The sequence below is a fragment of the Bradyrhizobium sp. ma5 genome (assembly GCF_042258955.1).
GTDB lineage: Bacteria > Pseudomonadota > Alphaproteobacteria > Rhizobiales > Xanthobacteraceae > Bradyrhizobium.
Genome location: NZ_CP170156.1, coordinates 6133495 through 6156560 on the forward strand (window position 1 = coordinate 6133495; position 23066 = coordinate 6156560).

General features: G+C 63.5%; 20 protein-coding genes and 3 pseudogenes. 13 read left to right on the plus strand and 10 right to left on the minus strand.

Annotation, left to right across the window (positions count from 1 at the left end):
- Positions 1 to 72: 72 nt before the first annotated feature.
- The 3 genes from ACE103_RS28780 (at position 73) to ACE103_RS28790 (ending at position 2467) form a co-directional block, all read left to right on the plus strand.
- Complete coding sequence (locus ACE103_RS28780) at positions 73 to 711, plus strand: XRE family transcriptional regulator (protein ID WP_223969030.1); 639 nt, start codon at positions 73 to 75, stop codon at positions 709 to 711.
- Between the two features lie 161 nt (positions 712 to 872).
- Positions 873 to 1148 carry a hypothetical protein gene (locus ACE103_RS28785; protein ID WP_375775813.1) on the plus strand — a complete coding sequence of 92 codons (276 nt, stop codon included), beginning with the start codon at positions 873 to 875 and terminating at the stop codon, positions 1146 to 1148.
- Positions 1149 to 1312: 164 nt separating this feature from the next.
- On the plus strand, positions 1313 to 2467 hold the full coding sequence (locus ACE103_RS28790; RefSeq protein WP_375775814.1) for an OpgC domain-containing protein: 1155 nt from the start codon (positions 1313 to 1315) through the stop codon (positions 2465 to 2467).
- Between the two features lie 10 nt (positions 2468 to 2477).
- Here the strand turns inward: ACE103_RS28790 and ACE103_RS28795 are convergent.
- Positions 2478 to 3781, minus strand: a pseudogene (locus ACE103_RS28795) (glycoside hydrolase family 3 N-terminal domain-containing protein).
- Positions 3782 to 4106: 325 nt separating this feature from the next.
- Here ACE103_RS28795 and ACE103_RS28800 point away from each other — a divergent pair.
- From ACE103_RS28800 to ACE103_RS28830, 7 genes and pseudogenes are all read left to right on the plus strand, one after another.
- Positions 4107 to 4778: pseudogene (locus tag ACE103_RS28800) on the plus strand (response regulator); the annotation flags it as partial.
- A pseudogene (locus ACE103_RS28805) lies at positions 4771 to 6295 on the plus strand (ATP-binding protein); the annotation flags it as partial. The pseudogenes ACE103_RS28800 and ACE103_RS28805, both read left to right, overlap by 8 nt.
- 394 nt (positions 6296 to 6689) lie before the next feature.
- Complete coding sequence (dctP, locus tag ACE103_RS28810) at positions 6690 to 7721, plus strand: TRAP transporter substrate-binding protein DctP (protein WP_375775815.1); 1032 nt, start codon at positions 6690 to 6692, stop codon at positions 7719 to 7721.
- 17 nt (positions 7722 to 7738) lie between these two features.
- Positions 7739 to 8299 carry a TRAP transporter small permease gene (locus ACE103_RS28815; protein ID WP_375775816.1) on the plus strand — a complete coding sequence of 187 codons (561 nt, stop codon included), beginning with the start codon at positions 7739 to 7741 and terminating at the stop codon, positions 8297 to 8299.
- The gene (locus ACE103_RS28820; RefSeq protein ID WP_342727850.1) at positions 8296 to 9585 is read left to right on the plus strand and encodes a TRAP transporter large permease; all 1290 of its coding nucleotides are present in this window, start codon (positions 8296 to 8298) and stop codon (positions 9583 to 9585) included. The genes ACE103_RS28815 and ACE103_RS28820 overlap by 4 nt, the downstream gene beginning before the upstream one ends.
- A 40-nt stretch (positions 9586 to 9625) precedes the next feature.
- Positions 9626 to 10669: a TRAP transporter substrate-binding protein DctP gene (gene dctP, locus ACE103_RS28825; protein WP_375775817.1), complete on the plus strand. Its 1044-nt coding sequence runs from the start codon at positions 9626 to 9628 to the stop codon at positions 10667 to 10669.
- 80 nt (positions 10670 to 10749) lie between these two features.
- The gene (locus tag ACE103_RS28830) at positions 10750 to 11901 is read left to right on the plus strand and encodes a CaiB/BaiF CoA transferase family protein (protein WP_375781201.1); all 1152 of its coding nucleotides are present in this window, start codon (positions 10750 to 10752) and stop codon (positions 11899 to 11901) included.
- On the opposite strand, the gene ACE103_RS28835 is transcribed toward ACE103_RS28830, so the two are convergent.
- From ACE103_RS28835 to ACE103_RS28875, 9 genes are all read right to left on the minus strand, one after another.
- On the minus strand, positions 11902 to 12756 hold the full coding sequence (locus ACE103_RS28835; protein WP_375775818.1) for an HpcH/HpaI aldolase/citrate lyase family protein: 855 nt from the start codon (positions 12754 to 12756) through the stop codon (positions 11902 to 11904).
- A 3-nt stretch (positions 12757 to 12759) separates the two neighbouring features.
- Positions 12760 to 13215, minus strand: coding sequence for a MaoC family dehydratase (locus ACE103_RS28840; protein ID WP_016847346.1), 456 nt, complete (start codon positions 13213 to 13215; stop codon positions 12760 to 12762).
- Positions 13216 to 13992, minus strand: a complete 777-nt coding sequence (locus ACE103_RS28845; protein WP_375775819.1) for an enoyl-CoA hydratase/isomerase family protein — start codon at positions 13990 to 13992, stop codon at positions 13216 to 13218. It abuts the gene before it with no gap.
- Complete coding sequence (locus ACE103_RS28850; protein ID WP_375775820.1) at positions 13989 to 15209, minus strand: CaiB/BaiF CoA transferase family protein; 1221 nt, start codon at positions 15207 to 15209, stop codon at positions 13989 to 13991. The genes ACE103_RS28845 and ACE103_RS28850 overlap by 4 nt, the downstream gene beginning before the upstream one ends.
- 27 nt (positions 15210 to 15236) lie before the next feature.
- Positions 15237 to 15953, minus strand: coding sequence for an ABC transporter ATP-binding protein (locus ACE103_RS28855; RefSeq protein ID WP_375775821.1), 717 nt, complete (start codon positions 15951 to 15953; stop codon positions 15237 to 15239).
- A complete protein-coding gene (locus tag ACE103_RS28860) occupies positions 15950 to 16708 on the minus strand; it encodes an ABC transporter ATP-binding protein (protein WP_375775822.1) in 759 nt (252 codons plus the stop codon). The genes ACE103_RS28855 and ACE103_RS28860 overlap by 4 nt, the downstream gene beginning before the upstream one ends.
- Positions 16709 to 16710: 2 nt before the next feature.
- Positions 16711 to 17730 carry a branched-chain amino acid ABC transporter permease gene (locus ACE103_RS28865; protein WP_375775823.1) on the minus strand — a complete coding sequence of 340 codons (1020 nt, stop codon included), beginning with the start codon at positions 17728 to 17730 and terminating at the stop codon, positions 16711 to 16713.
- A complete protein-coding gene (locus tag ACE103_RS28870; RefSeq protein ID WP_375775824.1) occupies positions 17727 to 18629 on the minus strand; it encodes a branched-chain amino acid ABC transporter permease in 903 nt (300 codons plus the stop codon). The genes ACE103_RS28865 and ACE103_RS28870 overlap by 4 nt, the downstream gene beginning before the upstream one ends.
- Positions 18630 to 18726: 97 nt before the next feature.
- The gene (locus tag ACE103_RS28875; protein ID WP_223968999.1) at positions 18727 to 19986 is read right to left on the minus strand and encodes an ABC transporter substrate-binding protein; all 1260 of its coding nucleotides are present in this window, start codon (positions 19984 to 19986) and stop codon (positions 18727 to 18729) included.
- 170 nt (positions 19987 to 20156) lie between these two features.
- Between ACE103_RS28875 and ACE103_RS28880 the strand changes: the two genes are divergently transcribed.
- Genes ACE103_RS28880 through ACE103_RS28890 form a run of 3 tightly spaced genes read left to right on the plus strand, consistent with a single transcriptional unit; the run spans position 20157 to position 23064 of the window.
- On the plus strand, positions 20157 to 21653 hold the full coding sequence (locus ACE103_RS28880) for an AMP-binding protein (protein ID WP_375775825.1): 1497 nt from the start codon (positions 20157 to 20159) through the stop codon (positions 21651 to 21653).
- Positions 21650 to 22294, plus strand: coding sequence for a TetR/AcrR family transcriptional regulator (locus ACE103_RS28885; protein WP_375775826.1), 645 nt, complete (start codon positions 21650 to 21652; stop codon positions 22292 to 22294). Before ACE103_RS28880 ends, ACE103_RS28885 begins: the two co-directional genes overlap by 4 nt.
- A complete protein-coding gene (locus ACE103_RS28890; RefSeq protein WP_375775827.1) occupies positions 22291 to 23064 on the plus strand; it encodes an SDR family NAD(P)-dependent oxidoreductase in 774 nt (257 codons plus the stop codon). The genes ACE103_RS28885 and ACE103_RS28890 overlap by 4 nt, the downstream gene beginning before the upstream one ends.
- Positions 23065 to 23066: the final 2 nt, after the last annotated feature.

Consider the following 23066-nt stretch of genomic DNA (forward strand, 5'->3'; position numbering starts at 1 on the left):
GAAGAAAAAGTCAAGCTTGAATTCTGATAATCGTAACGCTAATAATGCATCCAGCTTTGGAGAGGATGCAACATGCTGGACGCGGCACTTATCGAACGGGCGCTGGAAAAGACGGGAAAGAGCAAGGGCGGACTTGCCCGAGCAATGGGCGTTCGGGCCGGAGCGGTGTCCGAAATCCTGTCGGGGATCCGCTTGATCAAGGCATCGGAGATCGCCCCGATCATGGAATACCTGGAGCTGAATTCGGTGCCTATCGTGGGCCGGGTCGGCGCCGGCGCCTCGATCCAGCCGGAGCTTGAGCAGGTCCCGCCGGAGGGTCTCGGCGAGATCGAGCTCCCCTTCCCGATGACGGAGGAAACCGTCGCTTTCGAGGTTTCGGGCGATTCGATGCTGCCGAAATACGAGAACGGCGATGTCATCGTGGTGTATCGCGAGCAGCGCTATCCGCTGTCGAGCTTCTACGGAGAGGAAGCTGCGGTCCGGCTGAAGAGTGGCGAGCGCTATCTGAAGACGATCGAGCGGGGCAGCTCGTCCGGCACGGTCAACCTCAAGAGCTTCAATGCCAAGCCGATTAATGGCGTCAAGCTCGAATGGATCGGCGAGATCTGCGTCACCCTGCCCCGCGGCCAGATCGAAAGGCTGCGCGGCAAGACAGCGGCGAAGGGCCGCAAATCCGCCCGGTCGCAGGGCGGACGGTCGTCCGAGAAATAGCAGCGTGGCTTCGCGGACCTGCCTGACCGGTTCGGGTGCCTTCGGCCCGAATCGGTCGGTGCGTCTGCGCCTGGGTTCCGATTATCGTCAATTTCCCTTGATTTAATTCCGATTATCGGAAATAATAACCAACGAACATCAACGCATCGAACCGCCAGGCAATGCAGTATTTTGTTGTGATGATCGACTATGGCCGCCGTGGCCGCGAGGCGATCGTCGATCTCGAAATGACGCGGCGCGAGGTCGTCTCGCGGGTCGCGTCAGGGGAATACACCAACATCAGCTTCATCCACGAGGTTGCCGAGTGCTCGGTCGAGGATATCACGGACGATATCCTCGCGGAGGCTGCCCTGCCGGAAGTCGCCCTGATCGGCGCAAATCTGCAAGCCAATACACTGGATCACACCCGCGACCTGCGTAAACACGAGCCGGTTTGACGGCGCTCACACGGTGATTGCGAAAACGTGATCTTTCTTGAGCCGGCCACTTGGCCGGAACCCGAAATAGACTAGATAGGGTTCACGCAGAGTCTATTCGGACCGGGCGTGGGTTCCCACTAGATTAGCGATCGTTTTCCCGGGCCGGCAGATTTCAGCTTCAGATGACTTCGACAACAAACGCCGAGATCGCGAGGGCCGATGGCGATCTCAGGATCGCGCTGCTGCTTGGCATCGCAAACTGGTTTCTGTTCCTGGATCACGTTCCGCATAATGTCGTCAACGCGCTGACCATGCGCAATTTCGGCTTTAGCGGTGCGACCGACCTGTTCGTATTCGTCGGCGGTTACGCGACGACGCTGATCTACACAAGGATGGCGGTCGAGCGTGGAATGCTAGTGGCGGCCACCCGCATCTTCAGGCGCGTGTGGCAACTTTACGCCGCCTACATCGTTCTTTTCGTCATCTATGTCGAATTGATCAGCTATGTTGCGGCCCGGACTGCGGCACCCGAGATCATCAGCGAGTTCAACATCACCGGGTTCATCGACCACGGGATCCGCACGCTGATCTACGGTCTGTTTCTGCAGGCCAAGCCACTCAATCTCGATGTCCTGCAACTCATTATCGTTCTGATGGCGTTCCAGCCCATTGTCGTGTGCGGGTTGTTCTATGCTCCGAACGCGACGCTCGCCGGCTCGACGGCCCTTTATGCGACCGCTCGCATGCTCGACTGGAACCTGACGTCGTACCCGGATGGACGCTGGTACCTTAACCCGCTCTGCTGGCAATTGCTGTTCGTGATGGGTGGCTGGCTTGCGCTCGTCGGCAAGCGGTTCGCGCCTGAGATTCGCGCGCTGCAGGCCACGCCAGCGCTGCGCGCTGCGGCCCTGTTGTATCTGGTGTTCGCTCTCGCGATCGTCTCCAGCACCGACATTCCGGCACTTGCCCAGATGATGCCGAGCGGATTGAGCGATATGCTCTTGGCAACCGACCGGGAGGACATCGCGCCGCACCGCATCCTGCATTTCCTGGCCCTGACATTCCTGTTCACCCTGCTGGTGCCGTGCAATTGGGAACATTTGCGATCTTACGCCTTGCAACCGATCATCAAGTGCGGCGAGGAATGGCTCGCCGTATTCTGTGCGGGCGTTTTCCTCTCCTTTGCCGCGCACCTGATCCTGATTACAGGCCCGAACTCGGCGGTCAGGCAGGTCGCGGTCAGCATCGTCGGCATCGCGGCGATGATCGCCGTTGCCTACTACGTCTCGTGGTCGAAGCAGCAGGACAACAAATCGACCGTCGGTGCTCATTCCTGAACTCGGAGGTCTAGTCGACCAGCGTCGCGCGCCTCAGCCGTGTCTCACTGTCATGCAACATTGCGGTGTCGAGGCCCCCTCGCGCAGCTGCATCCGCAGCGCAAGCGAACAGGCGGTAGAACTGCAACCCGTCATAGGCGACCAGCAACAGATCGACACCCGCGTTCAACGCCTCCACGACCGCGACGCAGACATCGTGCTGATAGATCGCGCCCATCACCAGATCGTCCGTCATAACGATGCCTTGGTAGCCCATCTCTTCCGGATCAGCCCGTCGATGACGGCCTTTGAATGCGACGCCGGCCGTCCGGGGTCGAGCGCACTCACCGCCACATGCCCGACCATCAAGTGCGCGCCGGTCGACGACAGCACATCGCGGAACGGGCGCCAGTCGGTCGCGGCGAGCTCGCCGACCGGCGTATCGAGATCGGCGTTGAAATGATGCGTGTCGGCGTGCACACGGCCCAGTCCCGGAAAGTGCTTTAAGGTGGCGCTAACGCCCGCGGACTCGAGACCATGAATGTAGGCACCCGCGATCGCGCTCACCTTGGCCGGGTCATCGGAGATCGCGCGCTGACTGATCAGCGTATTGAAATCGAGCCGGTTGTGCTTCGCCACCGGCCGGAGGTCGAGCACCGGGGCAAAATTCAGGTTGATGCCAAGTGACGCCAGCTCGCGTCCATGGGTGCGCCCGAACTCCTCGGCTTTGGCTTTTTGCTCATCCGGCGCCAGCTCGGCCAGGGAGGCCAGTGCGGGCAGCCTCGTGAGCGGCGGTGCCAGATGCGAAACGATGCCGCCCTCCTGATCCGTCGCGACCATCAGCGGCGGCAGCCTCGCGGCCCGCCGCCTGGCCTGCAGCGTGGCGATCTCCGCCTTCAACGCCTCAGCCGTCCTGCCGGCGACGTTGCGCCGCGTTACATAGATGCCCGCCACGAACCCCTTCTCCACAAGCGGCGCGACCTCGTCGAACGACCGATAGCCGACGACGAAATGCTGCCCGAGCGACTGCGCGAGAACCGGCTCAGTCTGCAGAACGCGATGCTTCCGCACCTCGAACACACCATGCGCTGCGAGCATCGCGAGCGGCGGCAGGCACCACAGGATAACAAGCAACCGTGCTGCCCACGTCCGCCTGCGCCACGCGGCACCACGGACCAGCATGAACATGACGGCGATGCTTGCGACCACGAGGAGAAGATTGCCCGTCCCGCGCAACGGCACGAGATACGGATCGTTGCTGTTGACGCCCGCAAGGACGAATCCGAATCCGGCGATCCAGAGCGGGATAATGCCGATGCATTTGCTGACTTGCATGAGACCACGCGTGGCCGGAGAGGCCGATCCGCGTCGTCCGTATCAGACGAGATTCGCCGGCGCGAGCCGATAAGTGGCGTCTGCACGCAATCTGCATAAGAATCCTGAACTCTTGCTGATCGCATTCTCACCCTCTGCAATTGCATCGCTCAGCTTCGGCACGCTGTGGGCCGGATATCAATCCCGCGCGGTGGGCCAACCCGCACGAGCCTTTACCGACCGTTAGGAGGCCGATCCGTTCTTGTCTCCCGCGGCAGTTGCCTTGTACAACAATTGCAGCAATCGAGAGCAAGGCGTGGCCGGGACGCCGCATTCGGAGATGCCATTGACCCACCGTATTCTCGTTGTCGACGATGATCCGCATATCCGCGAGGTCATTCGCGTCGCCCTCAGGAAAGCCGGCATGAACGTGGCCGAGGCCCGCGACGGCAAGGAGGCGCTGACCCGGTTTGCCGACGAGCCGCCGGACCTGATCGTGCTCGACATCGGCATGCCGGAATTGGACGGCCTCGACGTCTGCCGCGAGATCCGCAAATCGTCCGACGTGCCGATCCTGTTCCTCTCCGCCCGCGATGAGGAGATCGACCGCATTCTCGGTCTCGAGATTGGCGGCGACGACTATGTGACCAAGCCGTTCAGCCCCCGCGAGCTCGTCGCGCGAGTGAATGTCATCCTGCGGCGCCTAGCCCCGCGGAAGGCGGGGACAAGGACAGAGACCGGCGTGCTCTCCCGGGGACATCTCTCGGTTGACCCCGAGCAGCATGTGGCAGCATTCGCAGGCGTGCCGCTCCGCCTGACCGCGATCGAGTTCGGAATTCTGCGCGCCTTCCTGACGCGGCCAACGGCGGTGTTCAACCGCGAGCAGATCATGAACGCGGCCTACCAGCTCAATATCCAGGTCTCCGACCGCACCATCGACAGCCACATCCGCAACATCCGGGCCAAGCTTGCGGCCGTGAACTGCGACAACGTTATCGAAACCGTTCACGGCCTCGGTCGCGGCGCTGCTGCTGATGGGGCTGTTCTTCTTCCGCCTCTACGACAACCAGCTGATTCACCAGACGCAGGCCGAGCTGATCGCGCAGAGCCGCGTGTTGGCCGCGATCTATGCGCGGGACGTGCAAGCACGGCTTGGCAACGACCCGCTCGGCGCCGCAGTGTCACCGGATGCGCTGCCCGATCCCGGCGATCAGGTGACGCCGATCCGACCCGCGCTCGATCTCGCCGGCAACGACCTGCTGCGGCGACGGCCCGATGCGCTGCCGGCGGCGAAGCCGGCGGATCCGGCGTATGTCGAGATCGGGACCGCGCTCATGCCCATCATCCTGGAGACCCAGAAGGTCACGCTGGCGGGCTTTCGTATTCTCGATCCCCAAGGCGTGGTGATCGCCGGCCGCCAGGAAGTCGGACAGTCGCTTGCCCATATCGAGGAAGTGGCCGCGGCGCTTCGCGGCCAGTATAGTGCCGCGCTCCGTATTCGCATGCCGGACAAACCTCCGCCACCGATCTATTCGATCAGCCGTGGCGTCGGTGTCCATGTCTTCTCGGCGATGCCTGTGATCGTCAACGACCACGTCGTCGGCGTGATCTACACGTCGCGGACGCCGAGCAACATCTTCGATCATCTCTATCAGGAGCGCGGTAAGTTCCTGCTCGCCACACTGGCCGTGCTGCTGGCAACGGTTGCGATCGGGTTGATGTTCTCACGAACCGTCACGCGTCCGATGCGCGAGCTCGTCGATCGCGCCGTCCGGATCGGTCGCGGCGACCGCAACGCGTTTCAGCCGCTGCAACACTATGGCACCCGCGAGCTGGCCCAGCTCTCCGACAGCTTCCTCGACATGGCCCAGCAACTGTCGCGGCGTTCCGACTACATCGCCACCTTCTCGGCACACCTGACGCACGAATTAAAATCACCGCTGACATCGATCAGCGGCGCGGCCGAGCTGCTGCAGGATTCGCTTCAAAGCAAGTCGGACACGCTGACCAGATCCGAGCAACGGAGTTTCATCTCGAATATCCTTGGCGACGTCGCGCGGCTTGACGTGATGAGCCAGCGGCTGCGCGAGCTGGCCCGCGCAGAGAGCGCTCCGCAGAACGAGCAGACCCCGCTCTCCGGCGTCATCGCGAACCTGAAGAGCCGCTTTGCGGAGCGGACAATCATGGCCAGCGGCGACCTCAACCGCTCGATCGGAATGTCCGGCGAGAAGGCGCTGATCGTGCTGGCGCATCTGGCCGACAACGCGTTCCGTCACAATGCCAGGTCGGTGCAGCTCGAAGCGACCGCCGAAGCCTCGACCATAAGGGTGACGGTGAGCAACGATGGCGACGCGATCTCGGACGCCAACGGCGACAAGATCTTCGATGCTTTTTTTCACCACCCGCCGTGACAGCGGCGGCACTGGAATGGGGCTCGCCATCGCGCTAGCCGTCATGGCGACCCATGGCGGCTCGATCCGTCTCCTGCCCTCCAGCCAGGGCGTCGCTTTCAGGCTGGAGTTTCCTGCGGTCTGACCGGCTTCAGTGCCGCTCGATGATGATCGCGGGCGCGATGCAGCCGGTCGCGCCGCCGACCATACAGGAGGAATTTCCCGCGTGGTGGACAAAATTGATGTCGATATCCTAGTGCTTCTCAGCATCAGCTTTCAGTAAGCCGCCCCCTCTGTCGTCGACGGATCGAGCGCGAGTGTCTTGCGGCAGGCGGAACCGAGCTCTTCTAGAGATGACGCGCACTTAAGGCACAAGACCAAGCGCATCGAATCCTCTCGCGTAATCCCTTCCACCCTCGCAACCGCGCCCCGCGCTCTCCGGTTGTCCGATCAGGCATGCTCAGCCGAGCACTGCTTGACGCGCAAATTCGTTTGTGCGCAGCTGCTCAAAACAACAAGGCTACTCAGGGGCAGGAAAAATGGGCGGGCTTCGACAGGCGCTGGCCGGTTACGGCTTCCTCATCGCATCGATCAATCTGGCTGCAGCGGCGGAGCCGATCAAGCTGCGAGTCGCTGACTCCTTTCCGAAAGGGCACTACCTCGTCCGCCTTGTGCTCGAGCCCTGGATGGCCGAAGTCCAGAAGCGCACCAACAACGCCGTGACGTTCGAGCACTATCCCGCCCAGCAGCTCGGCAAGGCCGCCGATATGCTCAAGTTGACGCAAACCGGCGTCGCCGACATCGGCTATGTCGCGCCCGCCTATGTGTCCGACAAGATGCCGGTCTCCGAAGTCGCGATGCTCCCCGGCGCGTTCGAGCATTCCTGCCAGGGCACGCTGGCCTATTGGAAGGCTGCGCGGAACGGCGTGATCGCACAGCAGGATTATACCGCAAACGGCATCCGCCTGCTGCTCGCGGTGAGCCTGCCACCCTATCGCATCCTGACCGTGAAGCAGCCGGTGAAGGATGTCGCCGATATCAATGGACTGAAGCTGCGGTCGACCGGCGGCGCGCAGGACCTCACCTTGCGCGCGATCGGCGCGGTGCCGGTGCGCATGGCGGCACCCGATGCCTATGAGTCGCTGTCGCGCGGCACGATGGACGGCCTGCTGTTTCCGCTCGAGAGCGTCGTCGCCTATAGCGCCGACAAGCTCGTGAAACATTCCACCGACGGCTTTGGCTTCGCGAGCTTCGTGGTCGCCTATTCGATCAGCGAGAACGCCTGGAAGAAACTGTCGCCCGAGATCCAGAAGGCGATGATCGACACCGCCGAGGAGATCCTGCCGTCCGCCTGCAAGGAAGTGCAGAAGCAGGACAGCGAGACCATGAAGTCGATGGAAGCCGCAGGCGTCCACTTCGACACCCTGCAACCTGACGTCGTCGCAAAGCTCAAGGACCTGACAAAGGGCGTGGGCAAGGCATGGGCCGACGGGCTCGATGCACGCGGCAAGCACGGCAGCGACGCCCTGAAGGAATTCAGCGCCGCCGTTGCGACCGTGCCGGTTCAGTAACGCGGACGGAGCCCAACGTGATCAAGACAAGTCTGAAGGCTCTGACTGCCATCGAAAAAGTGACCTCGGCCATCGCCGCGGCGATGATGTTTGCGATCATGATCATCGTCTTCTCCGATGTCGTGATGCGCTACGTCTTCAACCGGCCGTTCTCCTGGGCTTATGATTTGATCTCGCTCTACGTGATGGCCGGCGTGTTCTTTCTCTCCCTCTCCGGCACCTACGCGGTCAACGGCCATATCAGCGTAGATATCCTGCTGCCGCGCTTCTCGGCGATCATCCAGCGCCTCTGCGTCATCATCTCCAACCTCGTCGGCCTCGCGATCTTCGTTCCGATCACCTGGCTCGGCTATCAGCGCGCGCTCGACAATTATGTCTCGGGCGACGTCATGGCCGGCGCGATCCCGTGGCCGACCTGGGCTTCCTCAATCTTCGTGCCGGTCGGTGCGGGAATTCTCGCGCTGCGCCTTGCCGTTCATCTCATTGCCAATACCGCAAGCCTCCTGACCGGCGAGAACCTGCTGCCTCTGCCGGCCATCTCCGGTCATTCGGACAAGGCTGCCGGAGGTTTCGAATGATCCCGACCTTCATCCTCGCGCTGCTGTTCTTCCTGCTCGCGATCGGAACACCGGTCGCGTTCGCCATGGCATTCTCCGGCGGGCTCGGCCTCTATCTGACCGGCGGCCTGCCGATCCTGCTCGGCGTGCTGCAAACCACGCCGCTGTCGGCCGTCACCTCCTACGAGTTGATCACGATCCCGATGTTCTTGTTGATGGCAGACTTGGTGCTGCTGTCGGGTGTTGCCGACGACCTGTTCAAGACCGCCGCAGCCTGGGTCGGACGCATCCCCGGCGGTCTCGGCATGGCAACCGCGCTTGCCGGTGCGGGCTTCGGCTCGATCTGCGGCACCAGCACGGCCTCCGCCGCGACGCTGTCCTCGACCAGCCTGCCTGCGATGATCCGCCAGGGCTACGAGCCCAAAATGGCCGCCGGCGTCGTCGCGATCTCGGGCACGCTCGCGATGCTGCTACCGACCTCGGTGGCGCTGGTCATCTTCGGCCTGCTTGCCGAGGTGAACATCGGAAAGCTGCTGATCAGCGGCATCATCCCAGCGATCTTCGTCACCATCATCATCATGTCGACGATCTATATCCTGGTGCTGCTCGATCCCACCCGCGCGCCGACGATTTCGGCCGTGACGTGGTCGGAGCGATTCAGCCTGCTCTGGCAGGTCAGCCCGATGGTGGTCTTGTTCTCGATCGTCACCGGTACGATTTATCTCGGGATCGCGACACCGACCGAAGCCTCGGCCTTCGGTGCGTTCGGCGCCTTCTGTCTTGCCTGCTGGAAGCGCAAGATCAACCTGACCTCGCTCTACACGACGTTACGGCATGCCGCCCAGGGCACCTGCATGATCGTCCTGATCATCATGTGCGCGCACATCTTCGGCTATTTCTTCACCCTCACCCAGGTCACGCAGAACATCGTCGGCTGGGTCGGCGGGCTCGACGTCTCGCGCTGGATCATCATCACGCTGATCCTGTGCGGCTACATCGTGCTCGGTTCGTTCATGGACCAGATCGCGATCCTGGTGCTGACGGTTCCGATCGTACTGCCGCTGATCAAGTCGCTCGGCTTCGATCCGATCTGGTTCGGCGTCATCAAGATCGTGACCGCCGAGGTCGGTATGATCACGCCGCCGATCGGACTGAATTGCTTCATCGTGGCGCGTTACGCACACCGCCCCGTGGGCGAGGTGTTCCACGGCACATTCCCGCATTTCATCGCGCATCTGATCGCTATCGCCATTTTCGTGGCATTTCCGGAGATCATCCTCTGGCTGCCGAACCATATGCAACATTGAAGAAGCCGTCGGTCGAGACGGCCATCGCTGGGAGACCATGATGAATTTCCATTCCCGCTTCCTCGCATGCGCTAGCGTCGGCGCAGTCCTGCTGGCGGCTTCCGCATCACCGGGCCTTGCCCAGGAGAAGATCACCCTGCGCCTTGCCGATAGCCTGCCCTCCGGCCACGTGATTCATGAGCTGGTCGGCAAGCCGTTTTCGGAGCTCGTCACCAAGCTGACCAACAGCCAGGTCACGTTCCAGCATTTTCCGGCGGAGCAGCTCGGTAAGGCCAAGGACATGGCCCAGCTCACCGCGCTCGGCGTTGCCGACGTCTCCTACATCGTGCCGTCCTATTCGTCGGACAAGTTTCCACTGACGGCGGTTGCCGAATTGCCCGGCATCTTCGACAACGAATGCCAGGGCTCGCTCGCATTCTACAAGGTCTCGCACAATGGCGGCATCCTGGAGACCAAGGAATTCGCGCCGAACCAGCTTCGGCCGCTGGTGACGCTCGCGCTGCCGGCCTACCAGGTCCAGCTTGCGACCAGCCGCGACGTGAAGACGGCAAAGGACCTCGAAGGCCTGAAGATCCGCACCACCGGCGGCGCGATGGACCTGATGATGCGCTCGATCGGCGGCGTGCCAGTGCGGATGGCCGCGCCCGAGATCTATGAATCGCTGACCCGCGGCACGCTCGACGGGCTAATCTTCTCCTACCAGAGCTCGGCATCCTACGACTTCGGCAAGATCCTGAAGTCGGGTACCGAGGGGCTGAACTTCGGCACCGCGATCTTCACCTATTCGATCGGCGAGCTGAAATTCAAGTCGCTGCCCGAGAATGTGCGCAAGGCGCTGGTCGAGGCCGGCGAGCAGACCACACGCGAGGCCTGCAAGCGGTTCGAAGACGGCGAGAAGGCCGCGGCCGACAAGATCAAGTCACAGGGCATGAAAGTCATCAATTTTAGTGCCGACGACAAGAAGGTGTTCGACACCGCCTTCAAGTCAGTGGCGCAGGATTGGGTGAAGGACGTCGACAAGCGCGGCAAGCCCGGCACCGACGTCTTCAAGGCCTTCACCGAAGCACTGGCCGCCACCCATTGAGCAAGGCACCGACGAGAGACAAACCATCCGCGCCGGCGGGCCCGCTCGCTGGCGTCAGGATCGTCGACCTCACCAGCGTGATGATGGGCCCTTACGCGACCATGATCCTTGGCGACTACGGCGCCGACGTGATCAAGGTCGAGAGCCCTGATGGCGACGTCATGCGCCACGCCGCCCCGATGCGCCATCCCGCGATGGGCGCGATGTATCTGCAGGGCAATCGCAACAAGCGCTCGATCGTGCTCGACCTGAAGAAGGCCGGCGGTCACGCGGCACTGCTGCGGCTTGCCGCGGACGCCGACGTGTTCGTCCACAACGTCCGTCCTGCGGCGATGGCGCGGCTGAAGCTCGGCGCCGACGATCTCCTCGCCACCAACCCTCGGCTGGTCTATGCCAGCCTTCACGGCTTCGGCGAGACCGGGCCCTATGCCGGCCGTCCCGCCTATGACGACCTGATCCAGGGATTGACTGCGCTGCCCGCACTGACCGGCAGGATCACCGGCGAGCCGCGCTACTCTCCGGCGACCATGGCCGACCGCATCGTCGGCCTCAACGCCGTCCACGCCATCCTCGCGGCGTTGTTCCACCGCGAGCGCACCGGCGAAGGCCAGGCGATCGAGATCCCGATGTTCGAGACCATGGCGCAGTTCGTGCTCGGCGATCACATGGCCGGCCGCAGCTTCGAGCCGCCGATCGGACCGCCCGGCTACTCCCGGCTGCTGTCGCCCGACCGCCGCCCCTACCAGACCAGCGACGGTTACATCTGCGCGCTGGTCTATTCCGACAAGCAGTGGAACGCGTTCTTCGCCAAGATCGGGCTGACCAATGAGGCCGACCGCGACCCGCGGCTGAACAGCATTTCGGCGCGAACGCGGAACTACGATTTCGTCTACGACTGGTTCTCGCAGAAGATGAAGACCCGCAGCACCGCCGAATGGCTGCGCTTCTTTGCAGAGGCCGACATTCCACACGCGCCGCTGCATGATCTCGACAGCCTGATCGACGATCCGCATCTGCAAGCCGTCGGGCTGATCCAGTTGCTGGATCATCCGACCGAAGGCACGCTGCACCTCGCCGGCCCGGCCGCCACCTGGAGCAAGACGCCGCCATCGATCCGGACGTATCCACCGAACCTCGGCGAGCATGGCCGAGAGATCCTGCGCGAGGCGGGACTTGCGGATGCGGAGATTGCCGCCCTCCTCGAGGAGGGCGCGCTGATCGAACCCGACTGACTATTTCCTGCGCGACGCCAGAATCTTCTCGGCGGCCCGCAGATGCGGCTTGTCCAGCATCTTGCCGTCCATCTTGGCGACACCAGATGGATTGTCGGCGAACGCAGCAATTACCCGCTCCGACCAGGCGATCTCCTCGTCGGTCGGCATGAAGGCCGCGTTGACGACATCGACATGCTTGGGATGGATCACGGCCTTGGCTAGGAAGCCGTCCTGCCGCGCGGCGATCGCTTCTGCTTTCAGCGTATCGAGATCGTTGATGTCGGTCGCGATGGTATCGATCGCAACCACGCCGGCGGCGGCCGCGCCGATCAGACAGAGATCGCGGGCGAGAATGAATGGCGAGTGATAGCGGCCGTCGGTGCGGTTGCGCGTTGCGCCGAGCGAGGCCGCGAGGTCCTCCGCGCCCCACATCATGCCCCACAGCCGCGGGCTCATATTCTCGAAGTCGAGGATTTTCAGCACCGCCCGCGCCGTCTCGGTCGCCACCGTCACGATCCGCGTCGTGCCCTGCGCGATACCTGAGGCGGCCTCGAATGCATCGAGATAAAGCGCGAGCTTGTTGACGTCGGCAGCGCCGGCGCATTTCGGCAACACGATACCATCAGGCTTTCCCGGCATCACGGCCGCGAGGTCGCCGAGCGTCAGATCGGTGTCGAGCGCGTTGACACGGATATAGAGCTTCTGGTCCAGATTGCGCGCATCGAGCATCTCGCGCGTGATGCCGCGCGCAACGACCTTCTGCTCCGGCGCGATGGAATCCTCGAGGTCGAGGATCAATGCGTCGGCTGCGGTCTTCTTCGCGCTCTCATATTTCCGGGTGCTGTCGCCAGGAACGAACAAGAACGATCGCATCGTCTATGCCTTCGGCTTGCAGTGCATCAGGCCGGTGCGGCGGCAGCTTGCCACCACCTCGCCGCGCTGGTTGGTCATGGTGTGCTCGAACTCGACAATGCCCTGGGTCGGCCGCGATTTGCTGGCGCGCTTGCCGATGATCCTGGTATGCGCTTTCAAGGTATCGCCGTGAAACACTGGTTTCGGAAATTTGACGTCGGTCATGCCGAGGTTTCCGACCGTGGTTCCCAAGGTCGTGTCGTACACGCTCATGCCGATCATGATGCCGAGCGTATAGAGGCTGTTGAACAGCCGCTGGCCGAACTCGGTCTTCTCTGAGAAATGCGCATCGATGTGCAGCGGCTGCGGGTTCATGGTCAGGAGGCTGAACATGGTGTTGTCCATCTCCGTCACCGTCCGGCTGAACTCGTGATGGAATTCCTGCCCAATCTCGAACTCTTCGAAATACAGTCCAGCCATTTAACGTCCCTTGTAGTTGGGCGTTCGTTTCTCAACGAACGCATTCAGCCCTTCCTGGCAGTCTTCGGTCGACGCGACCACCACGAAGCTTTCCGCCGTGTTTTCCACCGAGCGGCGGAAATCAGCGTCGACCGCGCGCATGAAGGCATCGCGGCCGATCTTCATCACGATCGGCGATTTCGCGGCCAGCTTCCGCGTGATCTCGCGGGCCCGATCGAGCGCGGTGCCCTTCGGCACCACTTCGCTGAGCAGCCCCATGCGATAGGCGGTTGCGGCATCGAAGGGCTCGCCGAGGAACAGCGGGCCGAACGCCTGGTGCTTCCCCACCAGCCGCGGCAACTGTACGAAGTGGATCGCCGGGATCAGGCCGACATCGATCTCGGGATAGCCGAAGGTCGAGCTGTCGCCCGCAATGATCATGTCACATGAAATCGCGATCGTCATGCCGCCGGCGCGCACCGCGCCGTCGATCGCCGCAATCGTCGGCTTGCCCATGCGGTACTGCGTATCGTTCAGCGCGAAATACAGCCGCTCGAGGAATGCCTTGGTCTCGATCGCGGGCTTGCCCCTGACGATGTCGAGGTCGAGGCCGGCGCAGAACACCTTGTGGGCGCTGCTGATGATGACAGCGCGCACCGCATCATCATCGCGCGCTTTCGCGAGCGCCGCCAGCAACGCGTCGATCAAGGGGATGCTGAGCGCATTGACCGGCCCGCGGTCCAGCACGATCTCCGCAATCTGATTGCTGACCGAGTAACGAACGAGGTCCGTGCTCATGATGTCTTGCCTCCTGTCATCGCTTTGGCCTGCCGCACCGCGCCCGACAGCAGCAAGCCGTCGATCTCGACCGAACCAAGACCAGCCTCCGTCAGCACTGCGCGGCTATCCTGCCCGACATCAGGCGCGGGACAAAGATGATCCTCGGACAGGCTCGCGATCCCCGGCGTCCGCGGCGAATAGACCACGCCGACGCCCGGCGTATCCTGGCGGACCGACGCGCTGGTCGCCTCGACATGCTGGTTGCGCAGCCATTCGCCGGGATTGAGGATGCGTTCCGCGATGATATCGGCGGCGTGCAGCCGCGCGAGCCAGGCATCCGTCGGCTGCGTCAGGAACACCTCGCGCAGCTGCGGGATCAGCGTGTCGGCCGCGTCCGCGCGCCTGGCGAAGTCGGCGAAGCGGGGATCGGTGGCCAGATCCTCGCGGCCGATCGCACTGCACAGCCGCTTGTATTGCGGCTCGTTGACCAGCGTGACCATCATCCAGCCGTCCTGCGTCTGGTAGGTGCCGGCCGGCACATTGAGTGCGCGGGGCGCACCGCCCTCAAGGATGAACTCCGCGACCTTGTGCCCAAGCAGCGCCGACGTCGACTGGCAGAGATTGACGTCGATCCAGCGCCCGGTGCCGACCGTCGCACGCGCGAACAGCGTCGTCGCAATCGCCTGGAACGCATAGACGCCGGTGACGACGTCGGAGATCGTGGTGCCGACCCGATGCGGCACGCCATCGCTGCCGACATTGACCGACACCAGCCCCGAAAATGCCTGCGCCACCGAGTCCGAGCCGGGGCGCTTCGAGTATGGCCCGCTCTGCCCAAAGCCGCTGACCGACAGATAGATCAGGCCGGGATTGTCGCGCGACAGGCTCTCATAACCGAGCCCGAGCCGCTCCGCGACACCGGGGCGAAATCCTTCAATCAGCACGTCGGCCTCGCGCGCCAGTCGCTGCGCGATGGCAATGCCATCCTTGTGCTTCATGTCGAGGCACAGGCTGCGCTTGCCGCGGTTGTAGACCGCCGACAGCGTCGTGTGATTGCCGTAGGTCGTGCCGAGATAGCGCGACCAGTCGCCCTCAGGCGGCTCGACCTTGATGACGTCGGCGCCATAGACCCCAAGCAGCATCGCACAATAGGGCGAGGCGATTCCCTGCCCGAAATCCAGCACTTTCAACCCGCGATACGGCGCTTCGTGCGTCGGCGTCAACTTGCCCGCCATTTGTCCTCCCATGACAGTCGAAGAGCCCTACAGCGCCAGGTAACGCTGCCGGATGTTGTCGTTGGCCTTCAGCTCATCGATGGAGGATGTGTAGACGATCTGTCCCTTGTCGATAACCGTCGCGTGGCTCGCAACGCCAAGGCAAAAATGCATGTTCTGCTCGGCGATCAATACTGTGGCACCGGTGCCGCGGAGCTGCCGCAACAGCTCGCCGATGCGCTGCACGATGATCGGCGCCAGCCCCTCGCTCGGCTCGTCCAGCAGCAGCAACACCGGATTGCCCATCAGCGTGCGGGCGATCGCCAGCATCTGCTGTTCGCCGCCGGAGAGCCGGCCCGCGATCCGGTGCCGCATCGGCTCCAGCAGCGGGAACACGTCATAGACGCGCCGGATCGACCACTCATCCTCGCCGACGGGCCCTTTCTTCTGGCCGATCACGAGATTGTCCTCGACCGTGTGCTCGGGAAAGATCTGGCGGTCCTCCGGCACGAAGCCGAGCCCGGCCCGCGCGATGTGATGCGGCTTCATTCCCGAGACCACAGCACCGCGCAAGGTGACCTTGCCGCGGCGCGCCGGCGCCAATCCCATGATGGCCTTCATGGTGGTCGACTTGCCGGCGCCATTGCGGCCCAGCAGCGCCATGGTCTCACCCTTCCGCACGGACAGACCGACGCCGAACAGGATCTGGCTGGTGCCGTAGTAGACGTCGAGGTCCTCGACCTGCACCACCGGTTGCGCGCTCATGCGACCGCTCCCGCGTGGTCGTCGCTGCCGAGATAGGCCTCGATGACGGCCTCATTCCTGCGGATCGCATCCGGCGTTCCGGTCGCCAGGATCCGCCCATAGCACAGCACGACGATCTGAGGCGCGATCTTGAACACGATATCCATGTCGTGCTCGATGAACACGACGGTGATCTTTTGCTTCTCCCAGAGCTCGCGCACCTTGTCGATCATGCGCCAGCGTTCTTCGGTGCCCATGCCGGCGGTCGGCTCATCGAGCAGCAGCACCTTGGGATCGAGCACCAGCGCGAGCGCGATATCGAGCAGCTTCTGGTCGCCATGCGAGAGCGTCGCGGCGGTCCTGTTGCGCTTGCCGGCAAGGCCGAGCAGCTCCATCGCATGCTCGGCGCGGTCGCGCGTCTCGGCCAGTGGAAAGCGGCGATGCATCACGCCGGCGCGACGCTGATCGGCACAGACCGCTGCCAGCATCGTCTCCTCGACCGTCAGCGACGGAAAGATGCTCGCGACCTGGAAGGCGCGGCCGATACCGTGGCGCACGATCTCCGGCGGCGTCTTGCCCGCCATGTCGACGCCATTGAGCAGGATCTGCCCGGCATCCGGCCGCAGCGCGCCCGTGATCAGGTTGAAGAAGGTGCTCTTGCCGGCGCCGTTGGGGCCGATCACGGCGGTAAGCGAACCGTCGGCAAAGTCGAGGGAGACGTTGTCGGTCGCCTTGACGCCGCCAAAGGATTTCGAGAGAGCGCGAATTTCCAGCATGGCTAACCGCGCCCCTCGCCGCGACGCTGCGCGAACCATTCGACGACGAAGTCCATCAGGCCCTTTCGCAGGCCGATGGCAAAGAACAGGATCACGATGCCGAGTACGATTCCGTGATACTCGGTCAGCCGCGTGACGGTGTCGTTGAGGATCAGCAGCAGCACCGTGCCGACCATCGGCCCGAGGAAGGTGGTCACGCCGCCGAGCATGTTGATGAAGATGCCCTCGCCCGAGATCGTCCAATAGGCGAATTCGGGATAGGCGCCGGAGACGAACAGCGCCATGATGATGCCGCCGGTCGCCGCAAACAGCGCCGCCAGCACGAAGATCACAAGCTTGGCGCGCCAGACATCGATCCCGATGAAGCTCGCCCGCGTGGCGTTGTCGCGGATCATGCGCAGCGTGTACCCAAACGGCGACTGCGCGATCTGGCGCATCAGCAGCAGCCCGATCACCAGCAGCGCGCAGCTCGTGATGTAGAGATGCAGATGGTTCGAGAGGTCGATGCCGAGGAACGGCGGCCGCGGAATGCCGCCGCGCAAACCCTGGTCGCCGCCGGTCAGCGACTGCCACGACAGGATGGTCGAGTGGATCAGCATCTGGAACGCCAGCGTGACGAAGGCGAAATAGATCTCCTTCAGCCGCACACAGATCGCGCCGATGACGACGGCAACGACGAAGGTTATCGCCAGCGTAGCGACAAAAGCCACCGGGATCGGCACGCCGGTCTTCTGCATCATCAGGCCGAAACCATAGGCGCCGAGGCCGAAGAACATGCCGTGCCCGAACGAGATCAGCCCGGTGTAGCCGACCAGAAGGTTGAGCGACGTCGCGAACAGACCGTAGGCCGCGCAGCGGATCACGAAGTCGAGCAGCTGCTTGCTGCCGAAGACCATCGGGAGCAGCACGAGCACGGCAAACGCCGCGAGCGCGATCAAAAGATCGCGATAGCGCTGCGGCCTGGCGTCGATCCGGGGCACTTCAAGGGGCTGTGCGCCTTGGCCTGCCTGCAACTCGGTCATGCGACCTCCTTGCCGAACAGGCCGGTCGGACGCGACACCAGCACGATCACCATGAAGAGATACATCAGCCCTTCGGTGAACAGCGGGAAGCCGAGCGATCCGAAGGAGCGGATCAGGCCGATCAGGAGGGCGCCGATCAGGGCCCCCAGGATCGAGCCCATGCCGCCGATCACGGTCACGATGAAGGACTCGATCAGCACCGAGAAACCCATGCCCGGCGTCAGCGAGCGCACCGGCGCGGCAAGCGCTCCTGCCAGTCCCGCCAGCATGCCGCCGAGCGCGAACACGCCGCCATAGATCAGCCCGGTGTTGATGCCGAGCGCCGACACCATTCCGGGATTGTGCGCAGCCGCCCGGATCACCTTGCCGATCCGGGAGCGTGCCAGTCCCAGCCCGAGAACTACCGCGGCCACGAGCGCGACCCCGATCAGCAGCAGATAATAAGGCGGCACCACGCCGCCGGCGATGAACAGCGGCGGCACCTGGAACGTGGCCGGCATGCCCATCGACCTGAATTCAGGTCCCCAGATCATGCGAACGACGTCGTCGAAGATCAGCACGAAGGCGTAGCACACCAGAAGCTGCATCAGCACGTCGCGGCCGTAGACCCGGCTCATGAACGCGCGCTCGAAGATCAAGCCGAGGAGCGCGGTGCCGACGGCGCCGCCCAGGATCGCCAGCGCAAAGCTGCCGGTGAACTGATAGGCCGTCATCGCGAAATAGGCGCCGAACATATAGAAAGCGCCGTGGCTGAAATTGACCACCTTGAGCACGCCGAAGATCAGCGTCAGCCCGACGGCGACGAGAAACAGCAGCATGCCGATGATCAGGCCGCTGGTGGTCTGCGTCACCAGGCATGCAGGACTGGCGAGGCAACTGGCAAGCGCGTCGAGGTCCACGAAAATCATCCATTACGGCGGGCCGCAACGCCGGCGCGCGACAAACTTCAGACGGCAGGCGGAGGCAGCGGGTCGCTGCCTCCGCGCCGCATGCGGATCAGGTGTAGCCCTTGCTCTTCTTCCACTCGGCTTCGAGCTCGAAGATGGTCTTCCAGTCCCCGGCCTTCACGTCAGGCACGTAGGGCTCCTGCGGGATCGTGGTGCCCCAGCCGATCGCGTAGCCGACCAGCGTGTGGTCGTCGGCGCGCATGGTGACGGTGCCGTCGGCACCGAACGGACACTTGATGGTGAGCCCGGTGAGAGCTTCCGCGACCTTCTTGCCGTCGGTCGAGTTCGCCTTCTTGACCGCCTCGTTGAGGAACATGACCGCCGTCGCGTTCTGCCAGGACCAGTTGGTCGGGTACTCGTTGTACTTCGCCTTGTAGGCATCGCCCCAGGCTGCATTCTCCGGCGTCGGCGGGAATGTCTTGATGTAACGATCGCCGGAATGGATGCCCTTCGGCAGGTTCTTCACCACCGTGAGTGCGGTGTAGTCGGCCATGTTGACCGCGAACACCTCCATCTGGGTGAACATCGCGTAGATGTTGGCCTGGTCGATATAGGAGGTGAGATCGCCGCCCCACAGGCAGGAATAGAGCGCCTGCGGCTTCGCCTGCAGGATCTTGGTCACCACCTCGGTGTAATCGGGCTGGAACAGTTTTGGCCAGGATTCGCTGATGATCTCGACATCGGGCGCGAACTTCTTCAGGTACAGCACGAACTCGCCGGTGGTGTCGCGGCCATAGGCGTAGTCGGGCGAGCAGGTCGCCCATTTCTTCAGGCCCTTGGCCTTGGCGATCCCGGCCGCGTAGCCGGCGCCGACGATCGAGTCATGAATGCCCTGCCGCACGCAACGGAACGCGTTCGGAATGTGCTGCTTGGGATCGGCGGTCAGCGACGACGCTTCCGAGCAGGTATGGATGCAGAGCACGCCTAGATCGCGCGCCACCTCGTGAACCGCGAACGATCCCGACGACGCCTCGCCATCGAGCAGCATCTCGCAGCCGTCGGTGTTGACGAGCTCGCGCGCGATCCGCGCGGCTTCCTGCGGCTGTCCCTTGGAATCGCGGATCACCATCTCGATCTGCCGTCCGGCAAGACCGCCGGCGGCATTGACCTTCTCGACTTCCAGCATCACCGCATTGCGCGAGGACGTGCCGAGTTGCGCGACGCGACCCGACAGAATGGTCGGCATGCCGATCTTGATGGTCTTGGCCTGTGCGCGCGCCACCCATGGCGCAGCAAAGGTCGCCGCACCGGCGCCCATCAGCGCAAGCGTCGAGCGCCGGCTGATGCCCGGTTTCCGGGTCCTCGTCATATTCCCCTCCCTGTCGGGTTCGCGTTCCCAAAATCCCTTGCGGAGATCGTTCCGTCTCCATGGCCACGATGTTTTCAGAGCAAGGGGGGTGACGTCAAGCCAAAGATGAATTACGACTCATAATTCATCTAGGGAGAAAGCGGCGCCGGAATCGGCCCGACGGACGGCAAATGATCAATCTTTCCAGCTTCATCGCATTTCATGCCAGGCGGACTCCAGACCGCTGTGCGCTGAAATATCGCGGCGAAGATGTCTCCTACGCAGATTTTGATCTGCGGATCCGGCAGGTCGGCAGCTGGCTCGCAGCACGCGGGATCGCTCCGGGCGACGTCGTCGCCGTCCTGATGAAGAACAGCACGGCGTTTCTCGAACTGGTGTTCGCCACCAGCCATATCGGCGCGGTATTCCTGCCGATCAATTATCGCCTCTCGGCCGATGAGGTCGGCTACATCGTCGGCAATTCCGGCGCACGGCTGCTCGTCGCCGACGAGGAATTTGCAGCGATCGCAGCCGGTGGCGCGCCGGTGGTGGTGCTGGGTGAAGTCGCACAGTCCAGCGTCACCAACCTTGCGCCCGACATCGCGCCGGCGCCGATCAATGTGCGCCAGCCGCGCGACCTGACGCGGCTGATGTACACCTCGGGCACGACGGATCGCCCCAAGGGGGTGATGCTCACCTACGAGAACATCTACTGGAAATCCGCCGACCAGACCCTGGTGCTCGGGCTCAACGCCGACACGCGGCTGCTCGTCGTCGGGCCGCTCTATCATGTCGGCGCGCTCGACCTGCCCGGCATCGCCGTGCTCTGGCACGGCGGCATGCTGTGCATTCATCGCACCTTCGAGCCTGAACCGGCGCTGGCCGCGATCGAGCGCGAGAAGTTGAATGCCGCATGGTTCGCGCCGGTCATGACCACGGCCCTCCTCACCTGCCCGAACCGCGCGCGCTACGACGTCTCCAGCCTGCAATGGGCGATCGGCGGCGGCGAGAAGACGCCGGAGGTCCGCATCCGCGCCTTCTCCGACTACTTCAAGAACGCGCGCTACATCGATGCTTACGGCCTGACCGAAAGCTGCGGCGGTGATACCTTCATGGATGCCGGCCGCGAGATCGAGAAGATCGGCTCGACCGGCCGCGCCATCGCCCATGTCGAGATCGAGATCCGCGACGAGGCCGGCAAGCGCCTGCCCGCCGGGCAGAATGGCGAGATCTGCCTGCGCGGCCCGAAGGTCACGCAAGGCTATTGGAAGGATCCGGAGAAGACCGCATCCGCCTTCTTCGGCGACTGGTTCCGCACCGGCGACGTCGGCTATCTCGATGACGACGGCTTCCTCTATCTGACCGACCGCAAGAAGGACATGATCATCTCCGGCGGCGAGAACATCGCCTCCTCCGAGGTCGAGCGCGTCATCTATGAAATCCCCGGGGTGCGCGAAGTCGCGGTGATCGGCCTGCCCGACGACCGCTGGGGCGAGAAGCCGGTCGCCATCGTGGTGTTGGCGGACGACGCCAAGCTCGACCTGCCCAACCTCACCGAATTCTGCCGTGCGCGGCTTGCAGGCTTCAAGGTGCCGCGGCAGTTGATCATCCGCGACAGCCTGCCGCGCAATCCATCCGGCAAGGTGCTCAAACGCGTGCTCCGCGCCGAACTCGAGGCCACCGCATGACGCAAGCGACATCCGCCAAAGTGACAAAACTCAACCGGGTCGAGCGCAACGCCTGGACCAAGCAGAAGATTTTTGACGCCGCGACCAAGGTCGTCGGCAAATACGGCTACGCCGAAGCCTCGGTTGCGCGCATTACGGAAGCTGCCGGCGTGGCGCAGGGCACGTTCTACAATCACTTCGAGAACCGCCAGGAGCTGCTCGATCAGCTGCTGCCGAAAATCGGCCTCGACATGGTCCGCTTCATCCATGCGCGCACCGGCACCGCCAATGAAGCCCGGCAGGAGGTCGAGCGCTTCAGCGCCTTCTTCGATTTCATCCGCGAGGTCCCCGAGTTTCTCCGCATCCTCAACGAGGCCGAGTTCTTCGCGCCGACCGGCTATCAGAAGCACTTCGACAACATCTCGAATGCCTATGTCAGGATCCTGCAGCGCGCGCGGGCTGCGGGGGCGACCAACACTTTCAGCGACGAGGAATTCGAGGCCATCGTCCAGGTCCTGATGGGTGCTCGCGGTTATCTCAGCCGCCGCTATTCCTACTGCGAGCAAGGCGTCGCCGCCGTGCCCGACTACGTCATCACGGCCTATCAGAAGCTGGTCACGCGCGGCCTTTTCACCACGAGCGACAAGGGAAGAAAGTCATGAGCGCCGACGGCACCATCCTCGTCACCGGCGGCAGCCGCGGCATCGGCGCTGCGACCGCAACGCTGCTCTCCGATCAGGGCCATCGCGTCGTCATCGTCGACATCGCACCCGAGCCGCTGGTCGGAACAGCCGCCATCCTTTGGCCGGCGCCATTCGACGTCGCGAGCGAAAGCGCCGTCGTCACCGGTATCGCGGATATCGAGAAGGCGCACGGCCCGATCACCGGCCTCGTCAATGCAGCCGGCGTGTTCGGCAAGATGCACACGATTGAGCGGGTGCGGATGGAGCAATGGGACCGCGAGGTCAATATCGACCTGCGCGGCACCTTTCTGGTCGCGCGCAGCGTCGGCATCGGCATGGCGAGGCGGCGGCATGGCGCGATCGTCAATGTCGCCTCGGTGGCCGGCATGACGTCGGGTCCGATCCACGCCTATACCGCGGCGAAGGCCGGCGTCATCCAGATCACGCAGACGCTCGCCGCGGAATGGGGCCGTTCCGGCGTACGCGTCAACGCGGTGTCGCCCGGCTTCACCCGCACAGCGGCGCTGGAAGCCGGCATCGCGTCGGGCGCTCTGAACAAGGATCTGCTGGTCCGCCCGACTGCGATGAACCGGTTGGTCGAGCCGATGGAAGTCGCGCAGGCGATCGCCTGGCTGCTGTCGCCGCAGAGCAGCGGCATCACCGGCATCAACCTGCCGGTCGATGCCGGCTACATCGTGGGCACCACCTGGGCCGCCTATGGCGGTCTGCCCGACGCACCGGCGAGCTGAGG

What these genes read in the sequence shown, in the direction of transcription:
- ACE103_RS28820 (WP_342727850.1), top strand. Translation starts at nt 8,296, where the DNA reads ATGATCCCGACCTTCATCCTCGCGCTGCTGTTCTTCCTGCTCGCGATC.
- ACE103_RS28835 (WP_375775818.1), bottom strand. Translation starts at nt 12,756, where the DNA reads ATGCGATCGTTCTTGTTCGTTCCTGGCGACAGCACCCGGAAATATGAG.
- ACE103_RS28840 (WP_016847346.1), bottom strand. Translation starts at nt 13,215, where the DNA reads ATGGCTGGACTGTATTTCGAAGAGTTCGAGATTGGGCAGGAATTCCAT.
- ACE103_RS28890 (WP_375775827.1), top strand. Translation starts at nt 22,291, where the DNA reads ATGAGCGCCGACGGCACCATCCTCGTCACCGGCGGCAGCCGCGGCATC.
- ACE103_RS28880 (WP_375775825.1), top strand. Translation starts at nt 20,157, where the DNA reads ATGATCAATCTTTCCAGCTTCATCGCATTTCATGCCAGGCGGACTCCA.
- ACE103_RS28885 (WP_375775826.1), top strand. Translation starts at nt 21,650, where the DNA reads ATGACGCAAGCGACATCCGCCAAAGTGACAAAACTCAACCGGGTCGAG.
- ACE103_RS28790 (WP_375775814.1), top strand. Translation starts at nt 1,313, where the DNA reads ATGACTTCGACAACAAACGCCGAGATCGCGAGGGCCGATGGCGATCTC.
- dctP (WP_375775817.1), top strand. Translation starts at nt 9,626, where the DNA reads ATGAATTTCCATTCCCGCTTCCTCGCATGCGCTAGCGTCGGCGCAGTC.
- ACE103_RS28860 (WP_375775822.1), bottom strand. Translation starts at nt 16,708, where the DNA reads ATGCTGGAAATTCGCGCTCTCTCGAAATCCTTTGGCGGCGTCAAGGCG.
- ACE103_RS28845 (WP_375775819.1), bottom strand. Translation starts at nt 13,992, where the DNA reads ATGAGCACGGACCTCGTTCGTTACTCGGTCAGCAATCAGATTGCGGAG.
- ACE103_RS28780 (WP_223969030.1), top strand. Translation starts at nt 73, where the DNA reads ATGCTGGACGCGGCACTTATCGAACGGGCGCTGGAAAAGACGGGAAAG.
- ACE103_RS28830 (WP_375781201.1), top strand. Translation starts at nt 10,750, where the DNA reads ATGATGGGCCCTTACGCGACCATGATCCTTGGCGACTACGGCGCCGAC.
- ACE103_RS28785 (WP_375775813.1), top strand. Translation starts at nt 873, where the DNA reads ATGCAGTATTTTGTTGTGATGATCGACTATGGCCGCCGTGGCCGCGAG.
- dctP (WP_375775815.1), top strand. Translation starts at nt 6,690, where the DNA reads ATGGGCGGGCTTCGACAGGCGCTGGCCGGTTACGGCTTCCTCATCGCA.
- ACE103_RS28855 (WP_375775821.1), bottom strand. Translation starts at nt 15,953, where the DNA reads ATGAGCGCGCAACCGGTGGTGCAGGTCGAGGACCTCGACGTCTACTAC.
- ACE103_RS28865 (WP_375775823.1), bottom strand. Translation starts at nt 17,730, where the DNA reads ATGACCGAGTTGCAGGCAGGCCAAGGCGCACAGCCCCTTGAAGTGCCC.
- ACE103_RS28875 (WP_223968999.1), bottom strand. Translation starts at nt 19,986, where the DNA reads ATGACGAGGACCCGGAAACCGGGCATCAGCCGGCGCTCGACGCTTGCG.
- ACE103_RS28850 (WP_375775820.1), bottom strand. Translation starts at nt 15,209, where the DNA reads ATGGCGGGCAAGTTGACGCCGACGCACGAAGCGCCGTATCGCGGGTTG.